Source organism: Curtobacterium sp. MCLR17_051 (assembly GCF_003234395.1).
GTDB lineage: Bacteria > Actinomycetota > Actinomycetes > Actinomycetales > Microbacteriaceae > Curtobacterium > Curtobacterium flaccumfaciens.
This window is the reverse complement of the sequence record NZ_QKTA01000003.1, coordinates 207,868-223,564: the sequence shown is the minus strand read 5'-3', so window position 1 is coordinate 223,564 and position 15,697 is coordinate 207,868. Positions and strand designations below refer to the sequence as shown.

The 15,697-nt window shown below is 70.4% G+C and carries 11 protein-coding genes; all 11 read right to left on the bottom strand.

What is annotated here, in order from left to right; all coding sequences use genetic code 11:
- Positions 1 to 5,852, bottom strand: a 5,852-nt coding sequence (locus tag DEJ06_RS05310; protein WP_111038629.1) for an Ig-like domain-containing protein, incomplete at its 3' end; no start/stop codon positions are given.
- A complete protein-coding gene (locus tag DEJ06_RS05305) occupies positions 5,849 to 7,261 on the bottom strand; it encodes a serine/threonine-protein kinase (protein ID WP_111029234.1) in 1,413 nt (470 codons plus the stop codon). The genes DEJ06_RS05310 and DEJ06_RS05305, both read right to left, overlap by 4 nt.
- Before the next feature lie 130 nt (positions 7,262 to 7,391).
- Entirely contained in the window at positions 7,392 to 8,213 is an 822-nt protein-coding gene (locus DEJ06_RS05300; RefSeq protein ID WP_017885739.1) for a PP2C family serine/threonine-protein phosphatase, read from the bottom strand.
- 3 nt (positions 8,214 to 8,216) lie between these two features.
- Complete coding sequence (locus tag DEJ06_RS05295) at positions 8,217 to 9,035, bottom strand: FHA domain-containing protein (RefSeq protein ID WP_146245790.1); 819 nt, start codon at positions 9,033 to 9,035, stop codon at positions 8,217 to 8,219.
- A 25-nt stretch (positions 9,036 to 9,060) separates the two neighbouring features.
- On the bottom strand, positions 9,061 to 9,618 hold the full coding sequence (locus DEJ06_RS05290; protein ID WP_111038627.1) for a hypothetical protein: 558 nt from the start codon (positions 9,616 to 9,618) through the stop codon (positions 9,061 to 9,063).
- Positions 9,619 to 9,727: 109 nt separating this feature from the next.
- Positions 9,728 to 10,480 (bottom strand): YaaA family protein, encoded by a 753-nt coding sequence (locus DEJ06_RS05285; RefSeq protein ID WP_258372470.1) that lies wholly within the window; start codon positions 10,478 to 10,480, stop codon positions 9,728 to 9,730.
- Between the two features lie 14 nt (positions 10,481 to 10,494).
- Positions 10,495 to 10,758 carry a F0F1 ATP synthase subunit epsilon gene (locus DEJ06_RS05280; protein ID WP_027465776.1) on the bottom strand — a complete coding sequence of 88 codons (264 nt, stop codon included), beginning with the start codon at positions 10,756 to 10,758 and terminating at the stop codon, positions 10,495 to 10,497.
- A gap of 1 nt (position 10,759) precedes the next feature.
- Positions 10,760 to 12,214, bottom strand: coding sequence for a F0F1 ATP synthase subunit beta (atpD, locus tag DEJ06_RS05275; RefSeq protein ID WP_017885744.1), 1,455 nt, complete (start codon positions 12,212 to 12,214; stop codon positions 10,760 to 10,762).
- Positions 12,215 to 12,261: 47 nt separating this feature from the next.
- Entirely contained in the window at positions 12,262 to 13,164 is a 903-nt protein-coding gene (locus DEJ06_RS05270; RefSeq protein ID WP_027465777.1) for a F0F1 ATP synthase subunit gamma, read from the bottom strand.
- Positions 13,165 to 14,793, bottom strand: coding sequence for a F0F1 ATP synthase subunit alpha (gene atpA / locus DEJ06_RS05265; RefSeq protein ID WP_111038625.1), 1,629 nt, complete (start codon positions 14,791 to 14,793; stop codon positions 13,165 to 13,167).
- A 108-nt stretch (positions 14,794 to 14,901) separates the two neighbouring features.
- A complete protein-coding gene (locus DEJ06_RS05260) occupies positions 14,902 to 15,696 on the bottom strand; it encodes a F0F1 ATP synthase subunit delta (RefSeq protein WP_027465779.1) in 795 nt (264 codons plus the stop codon).
- Position 15,697 lies beyond the last annotated feature (1 nt).

Below are 15,697 nucleotides of genomic sequence, written 5' to 3'. Positions count from 1 at the left end.
GGTTCCGGGGCGGGCTGCTCGGGAGCGGGGTCCGGTTCGGGTGCCGCTGCGACCGGGAAGGCGTCGGTTGCTTCACTCGCCTGGGTCGAACCCGACCCGTCGGTCGCGGTGACGTACGCGCGGACCTTGACGGACTTGGCGAAGAAGGGTGGCTCCGGAGGAGTCTCACCCGCGTCCCAGCTCGACGTCGTGGGGAAGCCGTTGCCGTCGTCGCTGGCGTACCAGTACGCCGTGAACCGCACCGTGATCCCGCTGCCGCTCGGCCCCGTCACGGCGATCGGCTGGCCCTGCTGAGCGGTCGCCACCGAGAGGTTCGCGTCGAGCGCCGTGGCGTTCCCCGTCCACGAGTCGGCATCGGACGAGCAGAAGCTGCTCCCCGGGCCACCGCAGGCGCGGACGGTCAACGGTGCCGAGACGTTCCGGGCGCCGGACCCTGGCACACCCGTCCAGGTCTGGCCCGGCTGCAGCGTGATCGGCTGCCCGCCGGTCTCGAGCTGGTAGTGGTGTGCGGGCCTCGACGAGGCGGTGACGCTCACGTTCCAGAGGTTCGTGCCGGCGGGGACGACGTCGACCGAGGGCCTGCCGGTGCCGGACGGCCGCTCGTAGGTCACGGCGTCGACGTACTCGACGTTGCAGAAGTAGCTGTTGGTCACGGTCACCGCGTACCGGGTCGAGCCACCGCCGACGCCAGAGTCGCGCGTCGGACTCGAACTGCCGAGCGAGTTCGAGGGCGGAGCAGCACAGTCCACGTTGCCGGATCGGAACACGGCGTACCGCAGGCCGGTCCCGCCGGCGGCGTCGCCGGCGCTCCAGCTCACCGTCACCGTCGACCGCCCGGACGAGTCCGCCTGGTCCCCGGCGACCGCCTGGAGGTTCGTCGGCTTGCCCGGTGTCCCGACGGCACTGCCGGTGGCGGACGCGGAGTTCCACTGCACGACGGTGCCGTTGCGGTCGGCGTCGTTGCGAGCGGACACGGTGACCTTGTACTGGGCAGCGCTCTGGGCGCCGGTGAACGAGGTGTTCGTGGCGGTACCGGTGTGCCGCGTGGTCGACAGGCCCGGGCCCTCGATCGTGACGATGTAGTCGTCGACCGCGCTGCCGTTGTTCGGCGCGGACACCTTGCCCCACTTGACGTCGAGCTGGTTCGGTGTCGCCTTGCTCGGCGTGACCGTGATGCCCTTCGGGGGCGCCGGCACGAAGTCCGCACTCATCGGACCCGAGCGGGACGAGGGCTTCGAGTCACCGATCGCGTTGGTCGCGACGACCTGGAACCGGTACGACGCCTTCGGGTCGAGTCCGGTCAGCGTGCACACCGTCGCGGTCCCGCAGTTCTTCGAGACGCCGTTGGTCCCGACGACCCGGTAGCCCGTGATGGGCGAGTTGTTGCCCTGAGGAGTCGACCACGTGAGCGTGACCTGGCCGCCGTCGTAGGAGCCGGTGCGGGTGGGTGCGCCCGGAGCGTCCGGGACGTCCTGCACCGAGATGGTGACGTCGCCCCAGACGTACCGGTCGGGGTCGTTCGTCGCGTCCGCCACCTGGTACTGCAGGTGGGCGTCGCCGGGCTTCGCAGTGTCGGCGACCGAGACCTGCAGGCGCGTGCGGTCACCACTCGGTGTGACGGTGACGCCGCTCGGCAGCCCGCCGGACAGACCCCGGATGTTCACGACGCGCAACCGCTCACCCGGGAACGGGTTGGTCGGCTGGTCGTTCGTGAGCACGTCGATGGTGGTGGTCGCCCCGCGCTTCGTCACTGACCGGTCGGCACCGGGCTGGACCACCGGACGGGTGGAGGCGACGACGCCGACGGTGACGGTGCCGGCGCGACCGGTGTTGGCGTCGTCCGCGACACCGATCCCGATCGCCGCGGTGGTGTTCTTCTTCGCGGTGTCGGCGACCGAGATCGTGAGCTGCTGCTTCGCGATCGACGCGGTCGTCCCCGCGGCCGGCCGGCCGACGATCGAGTACCGGAGCTCGGGCAGGTCCCTGGGGTACGGGTAGTCGGTCAGCTTCGTCAGGTCGATCTTGCGCGTCTCGCCCGGCTGCATCTCGACCGAGGATCCCGTGAACGCCGGCGGCTGGTTCGACCGGGGCGTGACCGTGATCGGGAGCACGAGCGTGGCGACGCGGCCCTTGCCGCCGTTCGCCGACGACCCGTCGGTCACCTCGAACGAGATCGACGCCTTGCCGTAGTAGAGCTTCGACGACGTGAACTGCAGCGTCGACGAGTCCACCACCAGACTCTGCCCGTTGGCGTGGGTGGCCTTGACCGTGCCGCGGTCGGTGATCTTCGCGGTCTCGCCGTTCGCCGTCACGACGAAGTCCTGCAGCGGGATGCGGACGGTGGCCTCGCTCTTCACCGTGACCGCACCGGCGCTGCGGTTGATCTGGGGCAGGGCGTCGTCGAAGCCCGGCACGTTGATGAAGCCGTAGGAGACGATGTCCGGGTGGTCGGCCCGGGCGACCGAGAACGGGATCACCTGCGAGTCGTCGGTCAACCGGACGGTGATGCGGCCGTCGTCGGTGGGCGTCGCGGTGTCGCCGTAGCCGGGGACGACCCCGACGCGGAGGTCGGCCGCGGTGCCCTCGGCGAAGAAGACGTTGTCGAGCACGTCGACGGTCACGCTCTGCCGGTGCAGGATGTCCTGCAGGTCGAGGGTCGTGTCGTCGACCTCGGGCCGGAGTGGCTGGGCGTCGGGGTCGACGGTCACCGTGAGGAAGGCCGTGCTCGATCCCCCGCTGCTGTTCGCGACGGTGTAGAGCACCGCGAAGTCACCGCTCTTCGCCGACTCCGGAGGCGTGACGCGGATCTGCTGCTTCCGGAGGACCTTGGCGGTGACGTCCTCTGCCGTCGGCTCGGCCTGCGCGACGGTCAGCTGCCCGCCTTCGGGGTCGGAGTCGTTCTGCAGGACGCGCACCGTCACCGACCCACCGGGGCGGATCGTGACGTGGTCGGCCTCGGCCACGGGGTTCGAGGCCTGCTCGGCGCGGGGTGCGATGCCGACCCGTACGGTGCCGGTGGCACGGGCCCCGAGGGCGTCGACGACGGTGTAGGTGAACTCGTCGGTGCCGGCCGAGTAGTCGCCCGCCTCGTAGGTCAGGGCGTCCGAGGCGACGTCCGAGACCGACCCCTTGTCGGGGTTGGAGCCCACGCCGACCAGCTGGACGGAGTCGCCGTCCGGGTCGATCCCGTTCAACGGCACGCTGACCCGCACCGACGAACCGGCGACGACGCGCGCGGTGACGGTCTGCGGGACGGGCGGGTTGTTCGTGGCGGCGTCACGCTCGCGCACCGAGATCGACACCGCGGCGTCGGCGTACTGGCCGTCCGGGCCGGCGACCCGGTAGACGGCGGTGTAGTTGCCCGGCGTCTTCGGGGCGAGGTACCGCAGGTGGTCGCCGGAGACGAACAGCAGGCCGCCGTCACCGGGGACGTTCTGCACCAGTTCGGGCTGCAGCGTCAACGGCTCGCCCTCGGGCTGGGTGTCGTTGTCGAGCACGTCGATGTTCGCGACGTCGCCGACACGGACGGTGGCGCTGTCCGGCTGGGCGACCGGGGGCTGGATGCGGTCGGGCTTCGGGATCTCGACGACCGTGATCGTGCCGGGTGACGACGCCAGGCCGTTCGTCTCCGTGTACCCGAACGAGACCGGCCCGTCGAGGGGTGCCGTGAGCGTGACACGGACCGTGTGCTGGTCGAGGATGCTCGCCTGCACACCGCTGCCCCGTGGGGGTCCGTCGAGCGCCGTCACGAGCAGCACCCCGCCCGCCGGGTCGATGTCGGTCGCGGTGACGTCCGTGTCCTTGGTCGACAGGGTGTTCACGAACACCGTCTTCGGCGTGGTGATCGGCGCCGTCGAGGCATCCGGTGGCGCGAGGACGGTCACCCGGACGATGCCGCTCGAGGTCTTCACACCGTCGGTCACCGTGTACTCGAGCTGGTGGTCACCCGCCCGGTCCCCCTGCACCCGGAAGGTCCCGGCGTCGTAGCTCGGGGTGACGGTGAGCCCGGACGCCGATGACACGCTGGTCAGTGTCACGGTGCCGTTGCCACCTCGAACGTGGTCGAGCGGCTCGACCGTGAAGGCCTTGCCGGCGTACCCCGACACGGGGAACGGATCGGCGCGCAGCGGGACGGTGCCCTGCTTGGCGACCCGGACCGTCACGGCACCCCGACCGTCGGCGCGACCGTCGCTCACGACCAGCTGCACGGAGCGCTCACCGGTCCGGCCGCTGTCGTTCCGGAAGTCGAGCAGGCCGTCCGGTGTGGTGGACACCCGGTCACCGTTCGACGCGGTCGCCGACTCCAGGTACACCGGGTCACCGTCCGGGTCGACCCAGTCGCCGAGGACGTTCGAGACGACGTGCCCGTTCTGGACGACGTCGGCCGAGGTGTCACGGACCTGCCGCGGCGCCTCGTTCTGACTGTCGGGGCGCACACTGATCCGGACGGTCGCGGTGTCCGATCCGCCGTTGCCGTCGGTGATCGTGTACGGGAACGTCACGGTCCCGGTGGCGCGCGACGACAGCGTGACCTGCAGGCGTTGACCGTCGCCGACGATCGCGACGCGGCCGGCGGACTTCGAGATGGTGCCGACCTCGCTCACGATGATCGGGTCACCGTTCGGGTCGTAGTCGTTCAGCAGGACCGGGAGGCTCGTGGTGCGTCCCGGACGAGCGCCCAGTTCGTCGTCCACCGCCACCGGTGGCTTCTGGTCCTTGTCGACCTCGGGGTCGTCGTCGGAGACCTGCTCCTGCTGCCGCTCGTCGTCCTGCTTGATCAGGTCGGCCCAGTTGTCGATGAGCTGCCCGCTCCGGTCGATCGCCCAGGAACGGCCGCTCGTCGGGTCGTTGGCGACGACGGTGTCGCCGTTGTGCAGGATCTGCAGTTCGCTCGTGCCGCCGGTGCTCGCCAGCCGCTGCAGCGCGTTGCCGTCACACGTGTCGATCGCCTGCCCGCCCGCCCACGCCGCGTACGTGCAGGAGCCGTCGACGTAGGGCCGCGCGGCTCGTCCGGCCACCTGGAGCGCGGTGGCGTCCACGGTGCCGGAGGCGCTGACGCGGACCAGGCCCGCCGTGCCCGCGACCGTGACCTGGGCCGTGCTGTCGGAGGACCGCTGGAGGGCCGGCGACGACCCCACCCGGTCGCCGAGTTCGACGGTGCGGCCGTCGACCGACAGGGCACCGCTCGTCCGGTCGAGCACGGCGAGGTGACCGTCGAACGTGGCGACCTGGAAGTCGTCGCCGCGGTCCATGTCGACCTTCCACCGTTCGGCGACGGTGAGTGTCGTGCCGACGTCGATCAGCGACGCCGTCCCGGTCTTCGCGGAGTAGACCGCGACGTGGCCGTCGGAGGCGTCGAAGACGGTGTCGGCGCCCAGGGTCAGGTCTGCCTTGGCCGACGCGTCGAACTCGGCGAGGTCGTTCGCGGGGGTCGCCCAGAGCTCGCCCGTGTCGGCGTTGCCGATGACCGCGGTGTCGCCCGCGAAGAAGACCTGCGGCGTCCCCGCCGGCAGCGTGATCGCATCACCCACGGTGGCGTCGGCGACGTCGACCCGGGCGACCGTGCCCTTCGTCTCGTCCACGCTGTAGACGGTGGAGCCGCGCTGCAGCACGGACAGGTCGTCGCTGGCCGTCTCGACGGCGGTGTTGAGCTGCAGGATGCCGGTGTTCGCCCGGCCGACCGCGCCGTACTCGGCCGAGGGCACCCAGACCGTGCCGTCGCCGAGGTCGACGCGTTGCGTGTGGTACCCGGTGGAGACGATGGCGGTGGTCGCGACGACGGCGGCGACGAGCACCGAGGCACCGGTCGTCACGGCGGCGGAGCGGTGCTTCGCGAGGAGGGCGCGGATCACCCGGCGCTCCCGATCGTCGCGCACTTCTGCGCGCTCGCGGCACCCGTCTTGCCGTCGCGGTTCACGGCGACGGCGATGCACTCCTCGTCGCCCCGCTCGCCCGAGACGACGAACGTCGTGCCGGTCTGCTGGCTCGACGACCCGTTGGACGAGATGACGTACGTGTCGCCGCTACGCAGCCCGGGGTCGGTCCAGCTGAAGGACACGGACTGCGGCGACGGCTCGGCGCGGACCTCGGCCACGACCGGGATCGCCCCGGCGCCGAGCCGACCGACGACGACGACCGTGGCGATCGCGAGGGCGGCGACCACGACGACGGCGAGGGACGTCGCCCAGACCAGGGTCGAACGGGTCCGGCGCCGGGCCCGCGTCACGGACCCGGTGCGGTGCACGGTGCCGACGCTGTGCGAACCGCCGGCCACGACCCCGCCCTGCACCGCACGGCGGGTCCGACGACGCCCGCCGACCCGGGTGGGTGGCTGCAGCTCACGGATCACGGTGCGCTCACCGTGCGGGGTCGGCGTCGAGATCGCCCAGGCCTCGACCGCGACGTCGGCGGACGTCTGCGGGATGCCGAGTTCGGCCTCGACCTGCTGGAACCCCCGGACGAGTTCGATCACCGTCGCGGGGCGGCCCTGCGGCTTGCGGGACAGCGCCGAGGCGAGCAGGCGCTCCAGCGAGGGCGGCACGTCGGTGCGACCGGTGGGCTTCACGCCGCCCTTGTCGATCCGGTGCATCAGGTCGTTCGCACCGTTCTTGCCGCCGCGGATCTCGAACGGGCTGCGCCCGGCGAGGAGCGAGTACACGGTCGCCGCGAGGGAGTACACCTCGGACTGGATCGTGCCGCGCGACTCGTCGATCAGGACCTCGGGCGCGGACCACGGGATCGACATGCCGATCGGCTCGTCGGGGTCGGTACCCCCGATCGTCGCGGCGATGCCGAAGTCGGAGAGCACGGGGTTGCCGTAGGCCGTCAGCAGGATGTTCGACGGCTTGATGTCGCGGTGCAGCACGCCCTCACGGTGTGCGGTCTCGAGCGCCGACCCGATGCGGATGCCGATCGACAGCACCTCGGACACGGGGATCGGTTCGCGGCGGTAGCGCTCACTGAGGGACGAGGAGCAGAGCTCCATCACCAGGTAGGGACGGCCGTCAGCGGCGACGCTGGCCTGCAGGACGGTGAGGATCGACGGGTGCGTGCTGAGCCGGGCCATCAGGTTGGCCTCGGCCTGGAACATCTGCCGGACGCGGTCGTCGACGACCTCGTCCAGCAGCACCTTCACCGCGACCTGTCGTCGGGGCATGTCCTGCTCGTAGAGGAAGACGTCGGCGAAGCCACCGGACCCGAGGACGTGCACGGGACTGAAACCGCCGATCACGGGCGGGTTGGACGGCAGGCGTCTCGCCATGGTCCTCTCCTCCCCCGGCCGAGCGGCCAGCTCTCTCGACGTGGCCATGTCATTGTACGAAGCGTGGGTGACCGACATTCCGCACGCCGATCCCCCACAGCTCGACGTGTTCCCCCAGTTCGGGGGCCAGCTAGTGGCGCGGCAGCGTGTCCTCGAGGTCGCCGTCGTCCGGTGCGGCATCGACCTGCAGCACCACCACGGTGACGTTGTCACGACCGCCGGCCACGACGGCGTCGCCGACCAGGCGCTCCGCCAGGTCCTGCGCGCCCGGCTCACGTGCCGCGATGCGCGCGATGCCGGCGTCGCCGAGCTCCTTGGTCAGCCCGTCGGAGCAGACGATGTAGCGGTCACCGGCCCGCAGGGGCAGGGTCCACCAGTCCGGTGCCGGCGGTTCGCCGAAGCCGACCGCACGCGTGATGACGTTGCTGTCCGGGTGCTGCTCGGCGTCCTCGGCACGCAGCAGGCCGGCGTCCACCATCTCCTGCACCACCGAGTGGTCGACGGTGACGCGGCGGAGCACGCCGTCCTCGATGCGGTAGGTGCGGGAGTCACCGACGTTGAACACGAGCGCCGCGGGCTGCCCGAGCGAGGCCACGAGCGCGATCCCGGTGACGGTGGTGCCCGCGCCGATGGCGTTGCCGCCGGCTGCACGCTCGATGTCGGCGGTCGCGAGGAGCAGCGCACGCTGGATGCCCTGACGCGTGGTGAACGGTTCGGCCGTCACCTGCTCGAGCCGACGCACGACCGCGTCACTGGCACGGTCGCCCGCGAGGTGTCCGCCCATGCCGTCGGCGACGACGAAGAACGGCGCGCCCACGATGTAGCTGTCCTCGTTGTGGTCACGCCGCCGACCGACGTCGGTCGCGGCTCCCCACGAGAGTGTCAGGGTGGCGCCGTCGGCACCGGGGACGTCGATGGCGTGCGCAGTGGCTGCTCGGCCGAGTTCGGTCACGTGTCAGGATCGCTCTCTGGTGGGTCGGGGCGTGCCGTGTGCTGTCTGATCGGAGGGCCACGGGGGAACCGGAGGCAGCCCCTCTGCCGTCGGTGCGACCCGGAGGTACGGCGAGAGGACCTCGATTGCGTTGCCGTCACCGACCTCGACTACCGTACCCGTCAGCGCGACGATCGACGCACCCGATGCCATGCGGTAGGCGGGTGCACCGGCCGGGCGGACGACGGTCCCGTTGGTGGACCGGAGGTCCTGCACGACGACGGCTTCCCCCTCGGCGTGCATCCGGACGTGGGACGACGACACCTGCCCGTACGCCGACCGCACGGTCACGAGTTCGGGCTGCGGGCCACGGGTGACCCGCGGCAGCGACGGCCGTCGCCCGATGACCACCGGGTGGTCGAGCCGGAAGGTGCGGTCGCCGATGCGGATCGAGGGCACGCGTGCCCTGGGGGCGGCGGGCACCGCCGGGACGGCCGGGAGGCCCGGGGCGGCACCCAGGAACGGGCTCGGCCCGGCACCTGGTCGCGCCGGCACCCGGACGACGGTGTCCTCAGGATCGACGTCATCCACCGCTGCGGGTGGCTGGTCGGTTGCCCCGGCCGCGGGCCGGATGACCGTGTCACCGAGGACCCCGTCGTCGGAACCGGGGTCGGAGTCGGAGTCGGGACCGGCTCCCGGGACGACCTGACCTGCGCGCCGGATGACGGTGTCGTCGACGGCGTCCGCCGCCCGGTCGCCCAGCGATCGTCGGGGTCGCCGGATGACGGTGTCCTCGATGTCGTCGTCGTACAACCGGAGCCCTCCCAGTGTGGTCTCCCCCACCGTAGACGATCCGGTCGACCCCACGTCATCGACGCTCCCACGACGGCCCGCTGCCCGCGACGACCGAGCGCAGGACGAGCCCCGCGAGCGGGTCGTCCGCGCGGGTCTCGAGGGCGTACCGGGCACGCGTCTCCGCCCGGGCCCACGACCCGAGCGCCCACGCACACCAGGCGCCGAGCGACAGGGCGCCGGCAGCGCCCGACGATCCGTCGAACGGGCCGTCCTGCGCCCGCCACACGCGCCACGCATCGGCACACCGGTCACCGGCGAGCCGCACGCGGGCCCGATCGGGAGCCGGGCCGAAACCGTGGAGCGCCGGCGGTGTCGGGTCCGCGAAGGGGTCGAACACCCGGATCGACCGGGGGTCCGGTGTGCCCTGCGCCGCGATGAACGGCACCAGGGCCATCCGGGGCGCGAGTGCGCCGCACGCGGTCACCACGGCCGTCGCAGCGGCCGTCGACAGGTCGGCGCGACCGGGCGCGACCAGCGCGGCCGCCGCAGCGGGGAGGGTGACCGCCGCGGCGATCTCGCGAGGGAAACGGACTGCGGAGCCGGGGCTGGACTGTGCCGTGAGAGGAATCATGCACGCCATCGAAACGTGCTGGGAGCCTCCAGGCAGGGTCGCCCCGACCATCTGTGGACCGGAGCGAGCCCGCTCACGCCTGTGGAGGACGAGCCGACCCGGCACCCGCTCAGGCGACGACGGGCTCCAGGCTCTCGGCGACCAGGTCCCAGCCACCCTCGTTGCGCTCGACGACCACGCCGTTCGCGGCCGCCCAACCGACCAGGTCGTCCATGCTGCCGATGCTCGCGCCGGTGCGGGCGAGCAGCGCCACCAGGCGGCCCTTCGCGGTCTTGTTCCAGTGGTTCAGCGCACGACGACGACCGGAGCCGTCGACGCTCACCACCCGTGGTGCCACCGCTCCGGGCACGGGACCGAGCTGCCGGTACCCCTCGGACCGCAGGTCGAGCACCAGGCCGTCCGCACGGGTCAGCAGGGAACGGGTCGACACCGCGGGCCAGTGCGCGGCCAACCGGATCGAGCCGAGCCGGGAGTCGTGTGAGAGCCGGTACGCCGGGATCGGGTCACCGGCACCGATGGGGCCGAACATCGCGGACTGCACGACCACGTGTTCCGCCCACCACGCGCGGGTCGCAGCATCCGCGTCCTGCGCGCCCAACGGGTCGTAGAGGACCCCGGTGTACCGCTCGATCGCGGGCATGGTGCCCGAGGTGTCGAGCTCGAGGTTCCGGAGCCGCTCGGCGATCGACTTCGGACCGAGCTTGAGCGCCGTCCTGGCCGAGGACTCCTCGGAACTGACGAAGCGGGCCGCGGTGATCACCGCGGCCCGCTCATCGGCCAGTTCCGGGAACGAGAGTGCACGCAGATCGAGCGTGCGCCTCGTGTCCCCGCCCTCCCGCTTCGTCTCCGAAGGCGGGAGCAGGACGGTCAGTCCGGTCAGGACGCCAGCGCGGCCTGCCGCGCGACGATCGTCACCGTGTCGTGCTCGACCGACAGGAAGCCGTCCTCGGCGTCGACCGCGACGGTCGACCCATCGGCCCGCGTGATGCGGACCTGACCCTGCGCCAGGATCGCGAGCATCGGCTCGTGTCCGGCGAGGATGCCGATCTGGCCCTCTGTCGTCCGTGCGACGACCATGGTGGTGTCGCCCGACCAGACCTCACGGTCCGCCGAGACGACGCTCACGCTGAGACCCGCCATGTCAGCGGTTCTCCTTCTGGATCTGAGCCCACTTCTCTTCCACGTCGTTGATGCCACCGACGTTGAAGAACGCCTGGGTCGCAACGTGGTCGAACTCGCCGTCGGCGATGGCGCGGAAGGACTCGATGGTGTCCTTGAGCGGCACCGTGGAGCCCTCGACACCCGTGAACTTCTTCGCCATGTAGGTGTTCTGCGAGAGGAACTGCTGGATACGACGAGCGCGCTCGACCGTGATCTTGTCCTCTTCGGAGAGCTCGTCGACACCGAGGATGGCGATGATCTCCTGCAGTTCCTTGTTCTTCTGGAGGATCTGCTTGACGCGCGTGGCCGTCTCGTAGTGGTCGGCACCCAGGTAACGCGGGTCCATGATGCGCGACGTCGACGCCAGCGGGTCGATCGCGGGGTACAGACCCTGCGATGCGATCTCACGGGAGAGCTCGGTCGTCGCGTCGAGGTGCGCGAACGTGGTGGCCGGAGCCGGGTCGGTGTAGTCGTCAGCCGGCACGTAGATCGCCTGCAGCGAGGTGATCGAGTGACCACGCGTCGAGGTGATGCGCTCCTGGAGCACACCCATCTCGTCGGCGAGGTTGGGCTGGTAACCCACGGCGGACGGCATGCGGCCGAGCAGCGTCGAGACCTCGGAGCCGGCCTGCGTGAAGCGGAAGATGTTGTCGATGAAGAGGAGCACGTCCTGCTTCTGGACATCGCGGAAGTACTCCGCCATCGTCAGCGCCGACAGGGCCACGCGGAGACGCGTTCCCGGCGGCTCGTCCATCTGGCCGAACACGAGGGCCGTCTTGTCGAAGACACCCGCCTCTTCCATCTCACCGATGAGGTCGTTGCCCTCACGGGTGCGCTCACCGACACCGGCGAACACCGACACACCGCCGTGGTCCTGCGCGACGCGCTGGATCATCTCCTGGATGAGGACGGTCTTGCCGACGCCCGCACCACCGAAGAGGCCGATCTTGCCACCCTGCACGTACGGGGTGAGGAGGTCGATGGACTTGATGCCGGTCTCGAACATCGAGGTCTTGGACTCGAGCTGGTCGAAGGCCGGGGCCTTGCGGTGGATCGGCCAGCGCTCGGTGATCTCGAGCTTCTCGTCCGTGTTGAGCACGTTCCCGAGGACGTCGAAGACCTTGCCCTTGGTGACGTCGCCGACGGGGACCGAGATCGGAGCGCCCGAGTCACGGACCTCCTGGCCACGGACCAGGCCGTCGGTCGGCTTCAGGGAGATGGCACGGACGAGGTCGTCGCCCAGGTGCTGCGCGACCTCGAGGCCGATCTCCTGCGACGAGTCACCGATGGTGATGGTCGTGAACAGGAGGTTGTACATCTCCGGGATTGCGTCGTGGGGGAACTCGATGTCGACGACGGGGCCCGTGACACGGGCGATCCGGCCGACACCGGGCGCCGACGACGTCTCGACCGCGGTGGTTGCGGTGTCGGTCATGGCTGGTGCCTTCCTGAGGGTGGGTATCTGTCCGCGAACGACGCGGACTACTTCTTCTTCGACGAGAGGGCGTCGGCGCCGCCGACGATCTCGGAGATCTGCTGGGTGATCTCCGCCTGACGCGCGTTGTTCGCGAGTCGGGTGAAGTCACGGATCAGCGAGTCGGCGTTGTCGCTGGCCGCCTTCATCGCCTTCTGACGCGCGGCGTGCTCGGAAGCAGCCGACTGCAGCATGGCGTTGAAGATGCGGCTCTCGATGTAGACCGGGAGCAGCGAGTCGAGCACCGCATCGGCGTCCGGCTCGAACTCGTAGAGCGGCAGGGGCTCGTTGCCCTCGGGCTCGTCGATGCCCTCGACGACCTCGAGGGGCAGCAGGCGAACGACCTGCGGCTCCTGGGTCGCCAGGCTGATGAACCGGTTGAACACGATGTGGATCTCGTCCACGCCGCCGTCAGCGGTGTCCTGGAGGAACTTCGCCACGACGGCGTCGCCGATCTCCTTGGCCGTCGAGAACTCCGGCTGGTCGGTGTTCCCGACCCACTGCTGCTCGGACGGACGCTCACGGAACGCGAAGTACCCGACGGACTTGCGGCCGACCAGGTAGTAGACGACGTCCTTGCCCTCGCTGCGGAGCAGGGAGGCGAGCTCCTCGCCCTGCTTGAGGACGTTCGTGCTGAACGCGCCGTTCAGGCCGCGGTCCGAGGTGAAGAGCACGACGGCTGCACGGGTCGACGACTCCGGCTCGGTGGTCAGGACGTGGTCGACGTTCGAGAACGTCGCCACGGCCGACACCGCACGCGTGACGGCCCGCGAGTACGGACCGGACGCAGCCATACGGGCCTGCGCCTTCTGGATCCGCGACGCCGAGATCAGCTCCATGGCGCGGGTGACCTTCTTCGTGGTCTTCGCCGACTTGATCCGCTGGCGGTAGACCCGGACCTGCGCTGCCATCTAGCGACGACCCTTGACGATCTGCTCCTGGTCGACGTCCTCGGCGTCAGCCGCGTCGAACTGCTCGGAGCCGAGGGTCTTGCCGTCGCTCGTCTGGAAGCTCTTCGTGAACTCGTCGATCTGCTTGTCCATATCGGCGACGGTCTCGTCGCTGAGCTGGTTCGTCTCGCGCAGGGTCGTGAGGACGTCGGAGTTGCGACGCAGGTGGTCGAGCAGTTCGGACTCGAAGCGGAGCACGTCCGGCACCGGGACGGTGTCGAGCTTGCCGTTCGTGCCGGCCCAGATCGAGACGACCTGCTCCTCGACCGGGTACGGCGAGTACTGCGGCTGCTTGAGGAGCTCGGTCAGACGCGCACCGCGCTCCAGCTGACGACGCGACGCCTGGTCGAGGTCGGACGCGAACATCGCGAACGCCTCGAGCGAGCGGTACTGCGCCAGCTCGAGCTTCAGCGTGCCGGAGACCTTCTTGATCGACTTCACCTGGGCGTCGCCACCGACGCGGGACACCGAGATGCCCACGTCGACGGCCGGACGCTGGTTCGCGTTGAAGAGGTCCGACTGCAGGAAGATCTGGCCGTCGGTGATGGAGATGACGTTGGTCGGGATGTACGCCGAGACGTCGTTCGCCTTGGTCTCGATGATCGGGAGACCCGTCATCGAACCGGCGCCGAGCTCGTCGGACAGCTTCGCGCAACGCTCCAGCAGACGGGAGTGCAGGTAGAAGACGTCACCCGGGTAGGCCTCGCGGCCCGGCGGACGACGCAGGAGGAGCGACACCGCACGGTAGGCCTCGGCCTGCTTCGACAGGTCATCGAAGATGATGAGGACGTGCTTGCCCTGGTACATCCAGTGCTGGCCGATGGCCGAACCGGTGTACGGGGCGAGGTACTTGAAGCCGGCCGGGTCGGAGGCCGGAGCGGCGACGATGGTGGTGTACTCCATCGCACCGGCGTCCTCGAGCGCACCCTTGACGGAGGCGATCGTGGAGCCCTTCTGACCGATGGCGACGTAGATGCAGCGAACCTGCTTCTCCTCGTCGCCGGACTCCCAGTTGGCCTTCTGGTTGATGATCGTGTCGATCGCGATGGCCGTCTTGCCGGTCTGGCGGTCGCCGATGATCAGCTGACGCTGACCACGGCCGACGGGGATCATCGCGTCGATGGCCTTGATGCCGGTCTGCAGCGGCTGGTGGACCGACTTGCGGGCCATGACGCCGGGAGCCTGGAGCTCGAGGGCACGACGGCCCTCTGCGGCGATCTCGCCGAGACCGTCGATCGGGGCGCCGAGCGGGTCGACGACGCGACCGAGGAAGGCGTCGCCGACGGGGGCGGAGAGGACCTCACCCGTGCGGGTGACCTCCATGCCCTCCTCGATGCCGCCGAACTCGCCGAGCACGATGGCGCCGATCTCGTCTTCATCGAGGTTCTGCGCCAGGCCGAGCGTGCCGTCCGCGAAGCGGATGAGCTCGTTCGCCATGACGCCGGGGAGACCCTCGACGTGGGCGATGCCGTCACCGGCGTCGGTGACGTGCCCGACCTCGGCCGTGGAGGCCTTCGTCGGCTCGTAGTTCGAGACGAAGTCCTTCAGGGCATCACGGATCTCATCGGGGCTGATGGTGATGTCTGCCATGGGATTTTCCTTGTGGTTTTCCGGGGCCCTTCGGCTCCGAGAGGGTGACGCTGCCGGACTCGGCAGTTCCCGTTGTGGACTTGGGGAGGAGCGGCTTCGACCGTACGCCTAGCCGGCGAGCTGGAGCCGGAGCTCCGAGAGTCGCGTGGACACGGTGCCGTCGATGACGTCGCCGCCGATCTGCACCCGGACCCCGCCGACGACCGTGGGGTCGACGACCTGGTTGATGCTGATGTCCTTGCCGTACCGCTCGGACAGACCGCGCGTGACGCGGGCCGACTGGGCGGGGGTCAGTGGCGTCGCCGTGACGACGGTCGCGACGAGCTTGCCGGCCTGCTCGGCCACGATGCGCGACGCGTCGCGGACGATCTCACCGATGCGGCGGCCGCGGGGCTGCTGCACCAGGGCCGACACGATCGTGATCGTCTGCTCCGAGGCCTTGGCACCGAGGAGCCGCTCGACGAGCGCGCCCTTCTGCTCGGGGCTGCCGAGCTTGGTGCCGAGCGCCAGCTCGAGGCCGGCGTCCGAGCGGACGGCGGTCTCGAAGGCGAACAGCTCCGACTCGATCGACGAGTCCGGACCCGCGGTGGCGGCGACGGCGCGGATGCCCGCGTCCTCGATGCCCGCGAGCAGGTCCTGCTGCGAGGACCAGCGCGAGCCGGCCACCGCGGTCAGGACCGCACGCGTCGCGTCCGACTGTCCGGCGAAGACACGGTCGATGAGGACCTTCTTGCCGGCCGCGTCGGCCGTGGGGTCGGACAGCAGCCCGAGCAACTGCGGCGCACCGGCGATCGCACGCCCGGAGGCGAGGATCTCGGCACCCGCGGCCAGGCCGGCGCTCGGACCGAGGTCCGACAGCACCGCCCTGGTGGACGCGAGTGCTTCTCTGGTAGCGCTGCGCATG